Origin of the sequence: Pseudoalteromonas sp. SCSIO 43101 (genome assembly GCF_023650775.1) — a bacterium.
In the GTDB taxonomy this organism is placed as follows: domain Bacteria; phylum Pseudomonadota; class Gammaproteobacteria; order Enterobacterales; family Alteromonadaceae; genus Pseudoalteromonas; species Pseudoalteromonas apostichopi.
The window spans coordinates 1,043,739-1,061,187 of the sequence record NZ_CP072673.1 but is presented as its reverse complement, the minus strand read 5'-3'; the positions used below and the strand labels follow the sequence as shown (position 1 = coordinate 1,061,187).

Annotated in this window: 16 protein-coding genes; 1 reads left to right on the top strand and 15 read right to left on the bottom strand. The window is 41.4% G+C overall.

All coding sequences use genetic code 11. The annotated features are described in order from the left end of the window. Positions 1-61 precede the first annotated feature (61 nt). The 15 genes from J8Z25_RS20780 to J8Z25_RS04950 all read right to left on the bottom strand — a co-directional run bounded on the left by J8Z25_RS20780 (position 62) and on the right by J8Z25_RS04950 (position 16,541). Positions 62-1,615: a flagellin gene (locus J8Z25_RS20780; RefSeq protein ID WP_284693411.1), complete on the bottom strand. Its 1,554-nt coding sequence runs from the start codon at positions 1,613-1,615 to the stop codon at positions 62-64. Between the two features lie 266 nt (positions 1,616-1,881). Then, positions 1,882-3,438 carry a flagellin gene (locus tag J8Z25_RS20775; RefSeq protein WP_284693410.1) on the bottom strand — a complete coding sequence of 519 codons (1,557 nt, stop codon included), beginning with the start codon at positions 3,436-3,438 and terminating at the stop codon, positions 1,882-1,884. A gap of 230 nt (positions 3,439-3,668) precedes the next feature. Continuing rightward, positions 3,669-4,922 (bottom strand): flagellar hook-associated protein FlgL, encoded by a 1,254-nt coding sequence (gene flgL, locus J8Z25_RS05010; RefSeq protein ID WP_250661772.1) that lies wholly within the window; start codon positions 4,920-4,922, stop codon positions 3,669-3,671. Positions 4,923-4,924: 2 nt separating this feature from the next. After that, complete coding sequence (flgK, locus tag J8Z25_RS05005) at positions 4,925-6,961, bottom strand: flagellar hook-associated protein FlgK (RefSeq protein WP_250661771.1); 2,037 nt, start codon at positions 6,959-6,961, stop codon at positions 4,925-4,927. A gap of 13 nt (positions 6,962-6,974) precedes the next feature. Continuing rightward, positions 6,975-7,943 (bottom strand): flagellar assembly peptidoglycan hydrolase FlgJ, encoded by a 969-nt coding sequence (gene flgJ / locus J8Z25_RS05000; protein WP_250661770.1) that lies wholly within the window; start codon positions 7,941-7,943, stop codon positions 6,975-6,977. A gap of 193 nt (positions 7,944-8,136) precedes the next feature. Next, the gene (locus J8Z25_RS04995) at positions 8,137-9,231 is read right to left on the bottom strand and encodes a flagellar basal body P-ring protein FlgI (RefSeq protein WP_130052105.1); all 1,095 of its coding nucleotides are present in this window, start codon (positions 9,229-9,231) and stop codon (positions 8,137-8,139) included. 12 nt (positions 9,232-9,243) lie between these two features. Beyond that, on the bottom strand, positions 9,244-9,927 hold the full coding sequence (gene flgH / locus J8Z25_RS04990) for a flagellar basal body L-ring protein FlgH (protein WP_130052106.1): 684 nt from the start codon (positions 9,925-9,927) through the stop codon (positions 9,244-9,246). 15 nt (positions 9,928-9,942) lie between these two features. Beyond that, on the bottom strand, positions 9,943-10,731 hold the full coding sequence (gene flgG, locus J8Z25_RS04985) for a flagellar basal-body rod protein FlgG (protein WP_130052107.1): 789 nt from the start codon (positions 10,729-10,731) through the stop codon (positions 9,943-9,945). A gap of 21 nt (positions 10,732-10,752) precedes the next feature. Continuing rightward, a complete protein-coding gene (locus tag J8Z25_RS04980; protein WP_250661769.1) occupies positions 10,753-11,517 on the bottom strand; it encodes a flagellar basal body rod protein FlgF in 765 nt (254 codons plus the stop codon). Positions 11,518-11,678: 161 nt separating this feature from the next. Then, complete coding sequence (gene flgE, locus J8Z25_RS04975) at positions 11,679-13,031, bottom strand: flagellar hook protein FlgE (protein WP_250661768.1); 1,353 nt, start codon at positions 13,029-13,031, stop codon at positions 11,679-11,681. A gap of 51 nt (positions 13,032-13,082) precedes the next feature. Further along, positions 13,083-13,763: a flagellar hook assembly protein FlgD gene (locus J8Z25_RS04970; protein ID WP_062566777.1), complete on the bottom strand. Its 681-nt coding sequence runs from the start codon at positions 13,761-13,763 to the stop codon at positions 13,083-13,085. Positions 13,764-13,776: 13 nt separating this feature from the next. Further along, positions 13,777-14,208: a flagellar basal body rod protein FlgC gene (gene flgC, locus J8Z25_RS04965; protein WP_130052110.1), complete on the bottom strand. Its 432-nt coding sequence runs from the start codon at positions 14,206-14,208 to the stop codon at positions 13,777-13,779. A gap of 2 nt (positions 14,209-14,210) precedes the next feature. Next, positions 14,211-14,621 carry a flagellar basal body rod protein FlgB gene (gene flgB, locus J8Z25_RS04960; protein WP_250661767.1) on the bottom strand — a complete coding sequence of 137 codons (411 nt, stop codon included), beginning with the start codon at positions 14,619-14,621 and terminating at the stop codon, positions 14,211-14,213. A 135-nt stretch (positions 14,622-14,756) separates the two neighbouring features. Beyond that, the gene (locus tag J8Z25_RS04955; protein ID WP_130052112.1) at positions 14,757-15,587 is read right to left on the bottom strand and encodes a CheR family methyltransferase; all 831 of its coding nucleotides are present in this window, start codon (positions 15,585-15,587) and stop codon (positions 14,757-14,759) included. Positions 15,588-15,608: 21 nt separating this feature from the next. Continuing rightward, positions 15,609-16,541, bottom strand: a complete 933-nt coding sequence (locus J8Z25_RS04950) for a chemotaxis protein (protein ID WP_130052113.1) — start codon at positions 16,539-16,541, stop codon at positions 15,609-15,611. 142 nt (positions 16,542-16,683) lie between these two features. On the opposite strand from J8Z25_RS04950, the gene flgA reads away from it, so the two are divergent. Next, on the top strand, positions 16,684-17,388 hold the full coding sequence (gene flgA, locus J8Z25_RS04945; protein ID WP_130052114.1) for a flagellar basal body P-ring formation chaperone FlgA: 705 nt from the start codon (positions 16,684-16,686) through the stop codon (positions 17,386-17,388). The last annotated feature ends 61 nt before the right edge of the window (positions 17,389-17,449 follow it).

Below are 17,449 nucleotides of genomic sequence, written 5' to 3'. Positions count from 1 at the left end.
TTAATACTAATACTGACTTTAAGTATTAGCTAGCAAACCTATACGCTATTTGCTTGACTTATTAACCTAATAAGCTAAGTGCCGCTTGCGGTAACTGATTTGCTTGTGACAAGATAGACGTACCCGCTTGTTGCAGTATTTGGTTCTTGGTCATTTGCGCTGTTTCTGTGGCGTAATCAGTATCTTGAATACGGCTCCGTGATGCCGATGCATTTTCTTGAATATTCGCCAAATTACTAATTGTTTGACTAAAACGGTTTTGGGTAGCACCGAGTTCAGCACGCTCATTACCAATTTGTCGTAGTGCTGCATCAATCACGTCGATTGCCGATTGTGAACCACCTGCAGATGAAATATCTAAATCAGCAATTGACGTAAGACTAGTCGTCGTATCAAGCGTAGCGTTGGTTGTTGTTGCACCATTTAAAGTGCCCGTACCAGTAACGCTTAATGTAGAAAAGTCAGAATCCAATACTGCATTAGAAACATCTAAACGCCCAGTAATTGTTGATGCTTTGTTTTCAGTTGTGTCTGCTGCAGCAGTTACTGTTACACCACCAGCAATCACTGCATTGCCATCGTAAGCAGATACAGTACCACTTAACCCATCAGTAGCACCACCTTGAATTTCCATTGTTACATCAATGTTTTCGCCACTATCGTTAGTAAACACCAATAAATCATCACCGGCATCACCAGTATTATTTACAACCGAAGCAGTAATACCTTTAGCAGCAAGTGCCTCTGTTGTTGCGGGGTCAATTGCGGTGTTCAATGCTGCAACTGTACCATCACCCGTTGCTGCAGCCGTTGCTGAAATTTCTACACCTGCAACGTTAAGTTTAACAACATCTGTAGCAGTTGTATTTGAAACTCCAAATCCACCCACCGCAACTTGTGTGGTTGCGCCAACACCAAACACCCCTTCGGTACTATTGAATTGCCCAGCTAAATCTGCCGCGCTCATACCTGTGGTTAAATCAATTGTGTTAGTTTGCCCACCGGCAGTTACACTTAATGAATCCGTAGATGCAAATGTTTTAGCTGTTTCACTGGCACCTGAAAACCCGTCAATTGCAGCCAAACTAAACCCTTTACCTCTTAGACCTATATCTTCAGCGGCTGCAGAGTTTAAGGTTACGCCAATGGTTTGATTGCTGTCTGAACCTACTTGAAACTGTTGCGTGCCGTAGTCACCATTTAATAATTTTTGCCCACCAAAAGTGGTCGTATCGGCTATACGGGTCAACTCAGTTTGCAAGGCGGTCACTTCTTTTTGCAGCGCTTCGCGGTCTTCCTTTGAGTTAGAGCCATTTGCTGACTGTAGTGCCAGCTCACGCATACGTTGTAAAATATCGGTAGATGACTGCAATGCGCCCTCTGCGGTTTGCGCCATTGAAATACCATCGTTAGCATTACGCTGGGCTACACCTAAACCACTAATTTGTGAGGTTAAACGCGTGCTAATTTGCATGCCTGCTGCGTCATCTTTGGCACTGTTAATACGCATCCCCGACGCTAAGCGCTCCATTGAGGTGGCCAAACCTTCACCCGATTTTGCTAAGTTACGTTGGGCGTTGAGTGACGATACATTGGTATTTACTGAAATAGCCATAATATAACTCCTAATTACTTTCGTAATATTACTGTTTAATTTAACCAAGCGCTTTCACAATTATCTGCTCAAGCCCTGTACTAATTAATTTAACGGCAGAGATTTATTTAACTTTAGCTTTTTTTAAAAATAATTTAATAATTTTACAATCCTTTATTTTATAATAACTTACAACCCCCTTATTTATCGCCTCTAACTTCCAAAAACAAAAAACGCACTTTAAGCTAAAGTGCGTTTGTATAAACCAGCATTAGTAAAACAAAAAACTAACCACCTAGTAAGCTAATTGCAGCTTGTGGTATTTGATTCGCCTGCGACAAGATTGAGGTGCCCGCTTGTTGCAATATTTGGTTTTTGGTCATGTGTGCTGTTTCTGTGGCGTAATCGGTATCCATAATACGGCTACGTGAGGCTGATGCATTTTCTTGTACATTTGCCAAGTTACTAATTGTTTGGCTAAAACGGTTTTGCGTAGCACCGAGTTCAGCACGTTCATTACCAATTTGCTGTAGTGCTGCATCAATCACATCGATTGCCGACTGCGATCCACCCGCGGTTGAAATATCAATGGTTGCTACTGAGCTAAGACTAGTCGTCGTATCAAGCGTAGCGTTGGTTGTTGTTGCACCATTTAAAGTGCCCGTACCAGTAACGCTTAATGTAGAAAAGTCAGAATCCAATACTGCATTAGAAACATCTAAACGCCCAGTAATTGTTGATGCTTTGTTTTCAGTTGTGTCTGCTGCAGCAGTTACTGTTACACCACCAGCAATCACTGCATTGCCATCGTAAGCAGATACAGTACCACTTAACCCATCAGTAGCACCACCTTGAATTTCCATTGTTACATCAATGTTTTCGCCACTATCGTTAGTAAACACCAATAAATCATCACCGGCATCACCAGTATTATTTACAACCGAAGCAGTAATACCTTTAGCAGCAAGTGCCTCTGTTGTTGCGGGGTCAATTGCGGTGTTCAATGCTGCAACTGTACCATCACCCGTTGCTGCAGCCGTTGCTGAAATTTCTACACCTGCAACGTTAAGTTTAACAACATCTGTAGCAGTTGTATTTGAAACTCCAAATCCACCCACCGCAACTTGTGTGGTTGCGCCAACACCAAACACCCCTTCGGTACTATTGAATTGCCCAGCTAAATCTGCCGCGCTCATACCTGTGGTTAAATCAATTGTGTTAGTTTGCCCACCGGCAGTTACACTTAATGAATCCGTAGATGCAAATGTTTTAGCTGTTTCACTGGCACCTGAAAACCCGTCAATTGCAGCCAAACTAAACCCTTTACCTCTTAGACCTATATCTTCAGCGGCTGCAGAGTTTAAGGTTACGCCAATGGTTTGATTGCTGTCTGAACCTACTTGAAACTGTTGCGTGCCGTAGTCACCATTTAATAATTTTTGCCCACCAAAAGTGGTCGTATCGGCTATACGGGTCAACTCAGTTTGCAAGGCGGTCACTTCTTTTTGCAGCGCTTCGCGGTCTTCCTTTGAGTTAGAGCCATTCGCCGACTGTAGCGATAGCTCTCGCATACGTTGTAAAATATCGGTAGATGACTGCAATGCCCCCTCAGCGGTTTGCGCCATTGAAATACCATCGTTGGCGTTACGTTGCGCTACCGCTAAACCACTAATTTGTGAGGTTAAACGCGTGCTAATTTGCATGCCTGCTGCGTCATCTTTAGCGCTATTAATACGCATTCCCGATGCTAGGCGCTCCATTGAGGTGGCTAAGCCTTCACCTGATTTTGCTAAGTTACGTTGTGCGTTTAATGACGACACATTAGTATTGACTGTTAATGCCATTTTACCATCTCCTAGGTTTAAACAGAGTGTGGTCCAATGAACTTGTGAGGAACCACGCGCTTTGCAAAGCTTAAAAGCAGGAAATGTGCCAGCTCAAAGAAAAAAATTAACACATTGTTTTTAAATAAGTTTTAAATATTATATTTTGTAAATATAAGAAATAAAAAGGCCAGTGACAATTTTTTGCCACTGGCCTGATAGAAAGGCAAACTTTTACCGTATGAATTTAATTATAAATAATCAAAAAGCGTTAAATTTGCTAAACGACCAAAGGTTGCTTGCGAAGCCTGTAATGCGGTTTCATGTCTTGTTAAGTCACTAATTGCTTCAGCCATATCAACTTCAACCAAGTTTGATTTACTCGATTTATTATTAATATCTATCGCGCTATTTGAATCTGTGACACTTTCAACCAAATTCATTCGAGCACCTAGGCTTGCTTGTGTAAATACCACTTGTTCGCTGGCGCTTTGTAATTGGTCTAAGCCGTCTGCCAGTGCATCATTAAGCTCATCACCTGCTAAACTACTATTTAAACTGGTGATTAAGTTTTGCATAGTATTGAGTACATTTTCTTTATGTGGAGCCTCTAACTCGAACTCGAATGTCCCTGGTGCAGTGCCTTCAAGCTTAAACTCCATGCCTGCATATTCAATAGGCTTCCCTGTAAATTCACCAGTGACAGCTGGGGTGATTGGATTACCATAGCCGTCATTAATAATATAAGTATCTGGATCACCAGGGTTAACACCCGCAACAAGTTCGACTTGAAATGTATTATCTGCAGGCAATGCCGTCGGGTTCAAGTCGTAATTCGCTTGATGAAACTTATCAAAATCAGCTTGTTTTTTGACATACACAGTACCCGATATAACACCGCCTGCCGCTGTTCCCTCATTTGATACTACATCAAGGCGGGCATTCACTTTTTCGAACGCAGTAAAACCATTATCACTTGAGCGAACATCAACACCTTTAGCTATTGTTACTTTATGCTGTCCCTGATCGCCTTGATATTCATATAGCCCAGTTAGCGTATTCAGGCTGTATGTTTGCGTGCTATCTTGATAACCAGAAAAAATATACTTGCCATCTTCTGACTGACTATTCATTAAACTCACTAGACTTTTTTGCAGCTCGCTTAATTCACTCGCAATAGATTTTAAGTCATCATCACTCATGGCACCACTACCCGCTCTAATGGTCAGTTCATGGGCAGCTTGAATGGTGGTATTGATACTTTGTAAGATACTTTCTTCTGTTTCTAGCCGTCCATTCAACTGATTAATATTTTTAGTATATTGCTCATTTGTTTGGATCTTATTCGTATATAATGCTGCTTGTGAGTAAGCAGACGGGCTTTCAGAGGTCGATAAATATTTTTGCCCAGTATTCACGCGCTCTTGTGCATTAGCAACACCTTGCTGACCTTCAAGAATTTTATTAACGCTACTTTGGTACATTAAATTATTTGATAAACGCATAATTACCTCGCTGAATTAAGTAAGGTGTCGAATATTGAACGAGCAGTGGCAAGCACTTGCGCTGATGCCGCATACGACTGTTGAAAGCGCAGTAAGTTTGCCGCTTCTTCATCAAGGTTTACCCCTGATAGAGATTCATACCAAGCCTCTGACTGCTCTGCTAATGCAGTGAATGCTTGTTGACTTGTCTGTGCCTGCGAAGTAACTACACCAATATCTGATACTAAACCTGTGTATGCTTGATTTAGATTTTTATGATTATTCGTTGAATTGGCTGAAACGTTTTGCCTGACAATGTTATCGTTTTGAATGTCAGCTAAAAACTGTCCGTTACGGTTATCATCAAAACCTCCTTCGTTCGCTTCAATAGTGAACGTATCGCCAAGTGCTGGCGCTCCTTCAATGTTAAAGTCAAAACCATAATCTTGAAATCCACCGCCAGCAGCTTGAAGAACATTATTTAATGGTGGTGTGCCAGTAAAGCTTGAAGTATTAACCCCATCAGTAACTGTGTACACATCAGGTTCGGCTGTTTTTTGAACGGTTATTTCACCATTTGGTAAGTTGATAGGTTCGGTTGAAAAGGCACCAACATCTAACACTGTTCCTGCTGAAATACTGGCAGTGCCAGTATTGTTAATATCGTTTGCTGTACGAATAGGTGAAGCGAGTGCGATATCTTCTGGACGATTTGTTGCAAGCTCTAAGCTTGTTGATGCTTGAGAGTTGAGTTTAACCATAAATTGATCATCAACACTTGGCGGGTTAGTCATATCGAGAGTTATTTCTAAGCCAAACAAATCTAAACCATCATTTGCAGGGCTGTTATCGACTAAATTAACCTTACCTGTGGCTGGGTCAACGACAGCTGTAGTAAAAATATCATTGCCGTTGGCATCCTTAATCGCCTCACCTTTATTATCAACAGGGTAAATTTCAACTTCATTCGTATCACTGTATTTCACAATAAAATCACTGGCCGGCAAATTACTGCCTTGTCCAGGCTCAACCGTTGCCGTCATACTCGAATTACCAATATTAGCTTGATAAGCAAATGCATCAACGGTAGGAATTTTAAATATATCCCCACCTAAATTGCCATCGCCATCCATACCTAAATGATTTTGCTGATTAAAAGCATCGGCCAGTGTTAAACCCATTTGACCCAATTGATTTTGTGCTGGCACTAAAATATCGTCACGAAATGCCAGTAAGCCGCCAATTTTGCCTTTTAACTTATCTGTATCTAATTCTAGCGAAATAGCTTTACCGTCATTAGTATCTAAGTGTAATTCTTTAAAATTAGGATCAGGGTCGCCCGTCAAAGAAAACAGGTTAAAAGCTCCGTCCTGTATTACTAAAGCTTGGCCTGTTCCCATATATACTTGTTTAGAACCATTGGGCCCATCAACTGTTTCAATATCGATTAGCTCAGATAAATCACGAATCGCTTTATCCCTTTCATTATAAAGCGAGCTAGATCCTGATTCTTGTGAGGTGCCATCTACTGACGCTATCTTAGTATTTAATTCACTGATAGTTTGAATAAGGTCGTTTGCTTCTTCAGAAAAAATATCTAATTGATCATTAACTACGGTTTGCTGATCTGCAACAATGCCTGATAAACGCTCCATTTGGTCAATTAGACTTTGTGCATCAGTCATAACCAATGACCGTGCTACAGATGATGAAGGCTGGTTTAAGCTTTCTTGTACGTTGTTAAAAAACGAGTTGATACTGGTTGATAAGCTGTTTGACTCTTCAGAAAACAAGCTATCGACACGGCTTGCTTCAGTTACAAACTGATCAAAGAATGCCTTATTAGAGGTATCTCTATTTAATTGCTTTTGTGCAAATTCATTCAGTAAGCGATACGTTTCACCACGACCCACTTGATTATCGATCATGGTTGTGAACTCAGTACGCTCACGCACATAGCCCTCGGTATTAACGTTGGCGATGTTTTTACTGGTGGTTTGTAAAAGCTCAGAGTTAGCTCTGATACCTGCATTTGCTATGTCATATAAGCTAAATGACATGAGGGTCTACTCCTTAACGTACCAATGAAGCAGCGACGCTTTGAAGCTCAACGCGCTTCAATACCTGCTTAATTTTATCGGCATAATTTGGATCAGTTGCATAGCCTGCTTTTTGTAACGAATCTAAAAAGGCTGCAGGCTCTGCGGTATTATTGAGTGCTTCTTGATAACGTGGGTTTTCATTTAAAAAATCCACAAAATCATTAACACTGTCTTTAATCGATTGATAAGAACGGAAACTAGCTTGCTTTTTAACTGGCACGCCTTGTTCAAATTCAAGCGTGACTTTACTCGCTTTATCGCCTTGCCAGCTCCTATCCGATTTAATGTTGAATAAGTTGTTACTACTGGTGCCATCAGCTTTACTGATGATGTGTTTACCCCACCCAGTCTCAAGCGCCGCTTGAGCAACCATTACAGCAGGGTTTAAACCAATTTTTTCAGCCGCATTTTTTGCATGTTCCCAAACAGAGCTAATGAAAGACTCTGCATCTTCAAAGCGGCTTTTTGATTGCTCGTTTGCTGATGTATCTGTAACAGCTTGTGCTTTAGCCTTAACCTCAGTAGTGCTATCAAGGGCACCGCTTACGCGTTTGTCACTATCAAAGTCAGCTGTCGTTCTAAGTACAGAGCCCGGGGTAAACTGTTTACCGTCTGGCGAGAGCTGCTGAACTATCAAGTCAGCCAGGCCGAGCGAGCCATTTGATGAAAGCTCAACCGACATTTGTTGATCATGCATGTCTTCAAAAAACTTAACGCCGCTTGAATTAAATGGGCTGTCTTTATCTTCAAACGCTTCATTTGCTTTACGCATGCTTTTAAGCAGCATCTGAGTGAAGATAGATTCAAATTGTGCCGCCGCTTTTTTCAGCGCCTCTTTTGACGCATCGCTAGAGGCATCACTTTTTAAGGCATTTTGACGTAACGAGTCTAAGTTGCCTAAATCAAAAAAGTTTTGCTTGTCGAGATGATTAGTATCCATCAGCTTTTTGACACAATAGTTAATAATGAATTTTAAAATGCAAAAATTGCGCCAATAAAATCTTATATAAATGAATAGCTAATAACGGATACAGGAATGGTGTAACTTCAGAGCCAAGGTTTTGAATGATGTTTATATGCTGAACGATTAAAAGATGTAGAAACAAAAAACGCGCTCGAAAGCGCGTTTTAATTTAAATGATAACCAGTTGCCCGTTTATCGCCCCCGCTTCTTTTAAAGCTTCTAGAATCGCCATTAAATCACCCGGTGCGGCTCCAACCTCATTGATGGCTCGAACGAGATCATCAAGATTAACACCTGGGTTAAATACAAAAGCACGTGAGTCATCTTCATTAACATCAATAATGCTTTGATTTGTGACAGCTGTTTCACCTTCACTTAAGGCATTTGGTTGTGACACATTTTGCTGCTCAGCAATAGTGACCGTCAAACCACCGTGCGTAATAGCCGCAGGCTGCAGCTTCACATTTTTACCAATCACAATTGTACCAGTGCGCGAGTTAACAATAATTTTTGCAGCGGTGTCTGCCGGCTTAAACTCTAAGTTTTCAAGAGTAGACAAATACGCAACACGTTGCGATGCATCACGCGGTGCCAATACACGAACTGAGGCTGCATCGATTGCCTGCGCGCTATCAGGGCCAACTAAATCATTAATTGTTTGCTCTAAGCGTTTTGCCGTTGTGAAATCAGGGCGGTTTAAATTAAAGGTAATGTAATCACCTTGCATAAACGGGCTCTTAATAGCACGCTCTACAATGGCACCGTTTGGAATACGACCTACCGTTGGCGTGTTAATAATGACCCGGCTACCATCAGCTCCTTCAGCACCTAGACCACCAACAACTAAGCTGCCTTGTGCAATCGCGTACGTATTACCATCAACCCCTTTCAAAAAGGTTTGTAATAAGGTACCACCGCGTAAACTACCTGCACTCCCGATAGACGAAACCGTAATATCTATGGTTTGCCCTGGTTTTCTGAATGCCGGTAGCTCTGCATGAACAGCAACGGCTGCAACATTTTTAATCTTAGGTTTTAAGCTATCTGGTAAAGTAATACCAAAGCCATTTAACATGGCTTTAAAGCTCTGTTGAGTAAATCTGCTTTGTTCACCTGTGCCTGGCAAACCTACAACCAAACCATAACCGACTAATTGGTTTGCACGAACACCTTCAACCATAGATACATCTTTGACTCGCTCAGCCTGTGCAGAAAACTGCAGGCTAATTAAGCAAAGAGCGATGATGTATTTAAACCCATTCATGACTTTGTTCCTCTAAAATGGGAAAAGCGAACTACTAAAGAAACGAGACAGCCAACCTGCGCTTTGTGTTTCTTGAATTTGCCCTTTACCTGAATATTGAATTCGCGCATTGGCAATTCGGTTTGATGTTACTGTATTACTAGCTGAAACATCTTCTGGACGAACTAAGCCTTCAAGGCGAATAAACTCTTCGCCAGTGTTCAACGTAAGCCATTTTTCACCGCGAATAACTAAGTTTCCATTGGGTAAAACACGCATCACGTTGACAGAAATATCACCAAATAAGCTGTTTGATTGATTAGACTTTGAGTCACCTTTAAACGATGCCCCCGAGCCAATACCAAATTGAATACTATCACCACCAATGTTAACTGGATTACCTCCCAGACCAATTACTGGATCTAAACTCGCATCCGTTTCTTTATCTGTTTCGGTTTTAGCTGCTTTGGTCGCTTGAGTAGACTCTTGCAATTTAACAGTGATGATATCGCCAGCGCGTAGAGCCTTTTTATCTGAGTACAAGTCATTTGATGAATAACTATCAAACAACGACCCCGTTGGTACCATAGGCTCTGTTGTAGGCTCCGGGTACATAGGCGCATAGTAAGGGTCATCCTGAACCACATGATGATTTTGCGTTGTCATACAACCACCCAGCATTAATGCTGCCGATGTGACTAAGATAATATTACGCATGCTGCCTCCTACCCATTAAAGCTGCTGATTAATGTAACTAAGCATTTCATCAACCGCTGAAATCACTTTTGAATTCATTTCATAAATTCGTTGTGTTTCAATCAAGTTAACGAGCTCTTCTGTCACATTCACGTTAGACGTTTCAAGAGAACCTTGAACCACACTGCCTAAACCATCGATACCTGGGTTACCTTGCACAGGCGCACCACTAACAGCGGTTTCTGTGTATAAGTTTTGCCCCATGGGCTCAAGACCCGATGGATTAATAAAATCACTAATAGTTAGCTGACCAATTACCACATTGTCTGGTTGCCCTGCGATACGAACTGACACTTCACCGTCTTGCGAAACAGTGATTGATTGTGCATCATCTGGAACATTCATTTCAGGCTGCAAGGGAAAACCCGCTCCCGATGTCACAATTCGACCATCTTCGTCAGTTGTGAATTGACCATTACGTGAATAGGCAATATTTCCATCAGGTAATTGCACTTCAAAAAAACCAGGACCTGAAATCATCCAATCCAATGAATTTTCTGTGGTAAGCATGTTACCTTGTGAAAAGTTCTTTTGGTTAGCAACCACTTTGGCACCGGCACCTAGCATTAAGCCCGATGGCATTTCAGTGTCTTGTGACGAACGACCACCTGGTTGGTTAATGTTTTGATATAGTAAATCTTCAAATACGGCGCGGCTTTTTTTGTAACCGACCGTGCTGGCATTCGCGAGATTATTTGAGATCACCGAAATATCGGTTTGCTGGGCGTCAAGCCCGGTTTTACTGATCCATAATGCAGGATTCATAACTCTACCCTCTCAGTCATCTTAAACAATGCGTAACAGCTGATCTTGACGCTCATCGAGCTCTTCGGCTATTTTCATCAATTTAACTTGTAATTCAAATTGGCGTTGATTGCTGATCATGTCGACCATTTCATGCACTGGGTTTACATTCGACATCTCAAGCGTTCCCGACAGTACTTTCACGTTCGGTGAAATATCACAAAAACCACATAGATCATTTACCAACATATCTTCTTTTGGTCGGAATAATCCGTCATTACCTTTTTCAAGCTGAGTGTTATCAGCCTCAATCACTTTCAGCCGATCAACTACTTCTAAAAAGTTAGCAGGCGCACCTTGTGGGCGAACCTGAATAGCGCCATCTTCACTAAACTCAACTTTCTCGATAGGTAACGGCAAAATAATTGGACCACCTTCGCCAATTACTTGACGGCCGTGGCTAGTGATCAACGCGCCATCTGGAGTAATGTTTAATGTGCCAGTTTTGGTGTACGCCTCATTGCCTGATGCATCTTGTACACTCAACCAACCACGGTCACTCATCGCGATATCAAGCTCGCGGCCAGTTTCAACAAAGCCACCCGATTCCATATTAGATCCAGGGCGTTCTTGCATTGCAAACACCCTAGATGGCAAACCTTCACCGAAGGCTTGCATAGAGCGAGCTTGTGCAAAATCAGCTTTAAAGCCAGTGGTGTTAGCATTAGCAAGATTGTTGGCCTTGAGTTCAAGACCTCGCAAACTTTGCTTTGCACCCGACATGGCAATGTAGACCATTTTGTCCATAACATTGACTCACTAAAAATACGATAACTAAGAAATGCAATAAAAGTGCCAAAGTAAAATTGACGCTAAAATAGGAAAGAAAAATGAGGTCGGTAAAATGAAAAAAGGCTGCCAATAGAGGGAGCAGCCTTCGTGTCGGATTTAGCTTAGAGCCGCTAAAATTAACGGATCTGTAGGATATTTTGTTGTAGTGTTGAGTTAACCTCAAGCGCACGTGAATTTGCCTGGAAGTTACGCTGCGCACTGATCAAATCAACAAGTTCACTAGTTAAGTTAACATTCGACTGCTCAAGCGCAGATGAGTTAATTGAACCTAAAGTACCTGAAGCTGGTTCGCCAGCAATCGGCTCACCTGATGTTAAACTCTTCTTCCAAGCAGTATTACCTACTTGTTGCAAGCCTTGTGAGTTCGAAAAACGTACCATCGCAACTTGGCCAAGGAAAGAAGTATCACCATTACTGTATGAAGCAACAATTTTACCATCGGTACCAATATCGATACCTGATAGACGACCAACAGTCGCACCATCTTGCTCAAGCGCTTTCACTTCAAAGTTACTTGCATATTGAGTCGGTATTTTATTCGTTGTACCAGCTTCATCGCGCCAGTTAATGTTTACATCATCAGGGAAACTCGCACCATTAGACAGTAAACCAGATATACCGCCTGAAGGTATTGTTAATGGATTAAACGTAGCATCCGTATTTGCAGTCCCATCTGTGCTTTGTGGTAAACCACTTGAGTCAAACTGAAAAGTTGAAATAGGTGTATATGGCGACGCAGTTTGCTCAGTACCATTAGCAGCAAACGGCTTTTCATCAAGTGTTGCAAACACTTGCCATTCATTATCATTACCAGTCACTGCTGCGTCAGTTTTAACAAAGAAGAACTGTAAAATGTGTGGCTCACCTAAAGAATCATACACCGTGGTTGATGTTGAACTGTTGTACGACGCACTTGTCTCTGGGTCAAATGGTGTAACTGCTGGCGTTAATGCACGAGAATCTAAGTTAAACGACGAATAAACATTGGTCGTAGCGCGTGGAGAACCTGATGCATCAGGAATTTGTAGCGCAGAAGATGTGCTTAAACTAACAGAAGTTGTATCACCCGTTGCTTCATCAACAGGGAAACCTTGTAAGTAGTTTCCGCTAGCATCCACAATAAAGTTGTCTTTATTAAGTTTGAACGCACCAGCACGAGTATATGTAAAATCTTGTGCACCTAGGTCATTTGCCATGGCAAAGTAACCTTCACCAGTAATTGCTAAGTCCAGTGAGTTATTAGTGAAAGATAATGAACCTTGATGGAATTGTTGTGCCACCATTGTTGTTCTTACACCGTCACCATTTTTTGTTTTACCAGAACTAAATACTGATGATGCGTACACATCAGCGAACTCTGCACGAGACTCCTTAAAGCCCGTGGTATTGACGTTAGCAATGTTATTTGCTGTAACGTCTAAATCTTTTTGCGCGGCTGCTAAGCCTGTTAATGCAATATTGAAGCTCATAACTCACCTCTAACCTATCTCTTAGCCTAAGCTAACCCAAACCTTTTTTACTTATGCGATTTCAGCTATATCAGTTAGCCTAACCGCACCCTCTTTTGTATTTACGATAATGCCGCTGGCGCCATTAATATTGACACTTTCAATATTCTTAAAGGTCGCCATTGGCATACTGCTGTAGTCTCCATTTACAAAGCCTTCAGCACTGATGTCATACTCACCTTCAGGGAGTACATTGCCATCGTTATCTTTACCATCCCATTCAAAACGAAGTGCACCCGCTGACTGCGAACCTAATTCAATCGTGCGCACTAACTGGCCCGATGAATCTGTTATTCTTAACGTTAGAGACTCAACGGCAGTTTCTGCAACTACCGACCCTTTAGCGAGATTTTCACCATCAAAATCAATCGTGTCAGACTCAAGTAACGCTTGCTTACCAACAAGGGTAGAAGCCTGTAACGCAGAATTTGATGTCATTGAAGCAGTCAGTGATTCAAACTTCTCATTTAAGTTTGAAATACCCTCAGCCATAGTGAAGTTCGTCATCTGCGCAATCATTTGATCATTATCAGCTGGCTTGCTTGGGTCTTGAAACGACAACTGTTGTGTTAAAAGTGAGAAGAAGTCTTCTTGCGTTAAAGTATCATCTTTCTCTTCTGTTTTATTTTGATTGTCTTGCCAACGTAAATTATCTAAATACGTGGATGACGCACTGCTGATGTCGTTACTCATAACTTATCCTCGGTTACCGCTGCCCAAGCAACAGTGTTTTACTTAACATTTGCTTAGCTGCATCAGCAACTTGCACATTTGTTTGGTAAGAGCGAGAGGCAGAAATCATATTTGCCATTTCTTCTACAACATTAACGTTAGGCTTATAGATGTAACCATTTTCATCCGCACTTGGATGGTTTGGGTTATATTCAATTTGCAGAGGCTTATCACTCTCTACAATGCCTAGTACTTTAACGCCAACAGAAGAGCCCTGAGGATTGCTTTGTGATGCTGACGCTTTAGTCAACTCTGCAGCAAAAACAGGATGGCGCGCTCGATACGTCTGATCTTGGCTAGAACTAATCGAGTTCGCATTCGAGATATTACTGGCAGTAGTATTTAAGCGGACATTTTGCGCGCTCATACCGGTTGCTGAAATATCAAAAACATTATACAAACTCATGATTAAGCTCCTTGACTACCGAGGGCTTTTTTAAGGCCTTTAATTTTACTACTCATAAATTGCAGGCTTGCCTGATACTCTAATGAGTTCTGTACATACAAGTTTCGTTCCATTTGTATATCAACCGAGTTACCATCACCTGTATCTGCTTGATTTGGCGTACGAAACATTTCTGCATTACCAACAAAACGACTGCCTCCGGCAATATGTTTAGCATCGGTTCTTACCATACTATTGCAACCTTGCTGGTTGCTTTTTGCCGCTTTTAATGCCGAGGCAAAATCGATGTCTTTCGCTTTATAGCCCGGCGTATCAGCATTAGCGATATTTGTCGCTAATAACTCAGCGCGTTGTGAACGGATCAACATCGCATGCGGATGAACTCCAAATGCTTTATCAAAACTGATAGCCATAACCATCTCCAAAAAATTGACTCTGCAGTGAACAATGCAAAAGATAAGCCAAAAATAAGGAGTAAGCTTTATTTGTATAACAGACTGAAAAATAGATAAATTTAGCAACCTAAGGACTAGGTTGCTAAGGAGAGTTTACTTTTTTTGATAGATAATACCAGGGTTACAACGAACCATATCAAAGCTGTCACTAAGGCCCGCCATTGATTCAGATGCACCTAAAAATAGATAACCTTTAGGGTTTAAAGCTTGAGCAAATTGCGAAATGATTTTAGCTTTTACTTCTGGTGAGAAGTAAATTAACACATTACGACAAAATATAATGTCAAACTTGCCCATTAAGGCGTATGAATCTAGTAAGTTTAAATGTCTAAAGCTCACCATTTTGCGAATAGGTTCAACAACCTGAGCCATTCCATTACCGCTGTCCTTAAAGAACTTCTGACGTCGTTCCATCGACAAACCACGAGCAAGGGCTAACGAGTCGTACTCAGCGTTCTTACACATATCAAGCATGGTATTAGAAATGTCTGTGCCAATTATTTGCGCTCCCATCTTTAATACGCCAGGGTTTTTAGCCTGAAACTCAGCGACCGACATGGCAATAGAGTATGGCTCCTGCCCTGATGAACTTGCCGCTGACCATATTTTCAATGGTCGACGAACATCTTTAAGTTCAGGGAATAGCTTCGTTTTCAATAGCTCAAATGGGTATTGGTCTCGAAACCAAAGCGTCTCATTGGTGGTCATCGCATCAACCACAGCGGCACGAAGCTGCCTCTCATGAGGACTTAAGGTTTTACTTACCAACTGTGATAAAGACTCGACATTAAAACGTGCCATAAGCGGCGCTAGGCGACTTTTTACTAAGTAAAGTTTGTTATCACCAAGCACGATGCCACATTGTTGTTCTAAGAAAGAGCGGAATTGATCGTATTCGCTTTGTTGTAAATGCTTATTTTCCAAAGTAATACCACCTATAAATAATTAATCACAATGAACCCACTTTTTCACAGCTGTTGCTAATTCATCTGGGTTAAATTTTGCAATAAAATCATCGGCACCTACTTTTTCAATCATTGCCTGGTTAAATACCCCACTTAAAGAGGTATGCAAGATCACATGAAGAGGTGATAATTTTGGATCTGCTTTAATTTCGGCGGTTAAGGTATAACCATCCATTTCCGGCATCTCTACGTCAGATATCAATAAGCCAACGCGCTCAGTAATATCATTTTTACAATCAAGCTGAGCAATCTCACGTAAACGTAATAATGCTTCTTTGCCGTTTTTAGCTAACTCAGTTTGTACACCTAACGGTTCAAGCGCACGTTTAACTTGGTTTCGAGCTACCGCTGAATCGTCAGCAATAAAGACAATACGCTCACCTAAATCACGCTGAATTTCACCCTCACCAACCACTTCAGCACTCACTTCAGTGTTAACTGGACAAATTTCGTTTAAGATCTTTTCTACATCAAGTATCTCAACTAACTCATTTTCAATCTCAGTGACCGCTGTTAAGTATGAATAACGTCCCGCACCTGAAGGCGGTGGCATTATTTTTTCCCAGTTCATATTAACGATGCGCTCAACTCCGCCAACCAAGAACCCTTGCACAGAACGGTTGTACTCAGCAATGATGATAAAACTGTCTTTGATATTTTCAATTGCCGGACCACCTACGGCCATCGATAAATCAATAACAGAGATAGTTTGGCCACGAATGTGCGCAACGCCGCGAATATACGCATTTGATTTTGGCATGTTAGTAAGTGGTGGGCATTGCAAAACCTCTCTTACTTTAAACACGTTGATACCAAAGCGTTGTCGCCCTCTGAGTTTGAATAATAGTAATTCAAGGCGGTTTTGCCCAACCAACTGAGTACGCTGGTTAACTGAGTCTAAAATGCCTGCCATTTCAATCTCCTAAAGATAAACAATCAGAGCTGGAACAATAATTGCCTTCTTTGTGTTAAAGCTACATAAGGTTACGAAGCGTCTGTTTTTTGACGCAAAATATTTATACCTTGTTTTCAACCATAAGCATAGTCGAAACAATATGAGTTTGTTAAAAAAAAGCCGAAGATACAGTGTTTTTTATTTTCTTACTAGCCTGTTGTTTGCAACACAACTGCAGGCAGAAGTTTATAATAACGAGCAACTTCAACAAATCGCTATCGATTTTGTTAGCGAACAGCTCCCTGATCTGGACACCAAACCACAAATAAGTGCTTTACCATTAGATGGTCGCATTCCTGAGAGGTTTTGTGAGTCGCCAATAAACAAAGAGTTACCAACAGAACCTCCTTTTAATCGGCAGGTAACTGTACAACTTAAGTGCCAAGACCTAAATAGTTGGACCCAATACGTCCATGTCCGCATAATTGAGCTCGAACCTGTGGTTGTTGTAACAACCAACCTTGCTCGTGGTGAAGTCATCCGTCCAGAGCATTTACGTGTTGAAATGAAACCAAAGCAGTTTGTTAGAACGCAATACGTACAAGATGAGTCTATACTTATTGGCAGCCGTAGCAAACGTAACTTGCGTGATGGCAGCCCTATTGTAATGCGTCAGGTGTGTATGGTTTGCAAAGGCGATAATGTCACTATTTATGCCTCATTACGCGGTTTAAGAATTAAGACCACTGGGATTGCTTTAGAAGATGGCACGTTAGACGAATTAGTACGTGTAAAAAACAAAAAATCAGGTAAAGTATTAAATGCACGTGTGGATGGGGTCGAGTCTGTACAAGTAAATATTTAATTTTTTATATTTATGCTAAAGTATCCGCTGTGCCCGCCGATATAAAGGCATATGTTGGGTA

Excerpts from the sequence above, each read along its gene's own strand:
- J8Z25_RS20780 (WP_284693411.1), bottom strand. The coding sequence starts at position 1,615 with ATGGCTATTTCAGTAAATACCAATGTATCGTCACTCAACGCCCAACGT.
- J8Z25_RS20775 (WP_284693410.1), bottom strand. The coding sequence starts at position 3,438 with ATGGCATTAACAGTCAATACTAATGTGTCGTCATTAAACGCACAACGT.
- flgL (WP_250661772.1), bottom strand. The coding sequence starts at position 4,922 with ATGCGTTTATCAAATAATTTAATGTACCAAAGTAGCGTTAATAAAATT.
- flgK (WP_250661771.1), bottom strand. The coding sequence starts at position 6,961 with ATGTCATTTAGCTTATATGACATAGCAAATGCAGGTATCAGAGCTAAC.
- flgJ (WP_250661770.1), bottom strand. The coding sequence starts at position 7,943 with ATGGATACTAATCATCTCGACAAGCAAAACTTTTTTGATTTAGGCAAC.
- J8Z25_RS04995 (WP_130052105.1), bottom strand. The coding sequence starts at position 9,231 with ATGAATGGGTTTAAATACATCATCGCTCTTTGCTTAATTAGCCTGCAG.
- flgH (WP_130052106.1), bottom strand. The coding sequence starts at position 9,927 with ATGCGTAATATTATCTTAGTCACATCGGCAGCATTAATGCTGGGTGGT.
- flgG (WP_130052107.1), bottom strand. The coding sequence starts at position 10,731 with ATGAATCCTGCATTATGGATCAGTAAAACCGGGCTTGACGCCCAGCAA.
- J8Z25_RS04980 (WP_250661769.1), bottom strand. The coding sequence starts at position 11,517 with ATGGACAAAATGGTCTACATTGCCATGTCGGGTGCAAAGCAAAGTTTG.
- flgE (WP_250661768.1), bottom strand. The coding sequence starts at position 13,031 with ATGAGCTTCAATATTGCATTAACAGGCTTAGCAGCCGCGCAAAAAGAT.
- J8Z25_RS04970 (WP_062566777.1), bottom strand. The coding sequence starts at position 13,763 with ATGAGTAACGACATCAGCAGTGCGTCATCCACGTATTTAGATAATTTA.
- flgC (WP_130052110.1), bottom strand. The coding sequence starts at position 14,208 with ATGAGTTTGTATAATGTTTTTGATATTTCAGCAACCGGTATGAGCGCG.
- flgB (WP_250661767.1), bottom strand. The coding sequence starts at position 14,621 with ATGGCTATCAGTTTTGATAAAGCATTTGGAGTTCATCCGCATGCGATG.
- J8Z25_RS04950 (WP_130052113.1), bottom strand. The coding sequence starts at position 16,541 with ATGGCAGGCATTTTAGACTCAGTTAACCAGCGTACTCAGTTGGTTGGG.
- flgA (WP_130052114.1), top strand. The coding sequence starts at position 16,684 with ATGAGTTTGTTAAAAAAAAGCCGAAGATACAGTGTTTTTTATTTTCTT.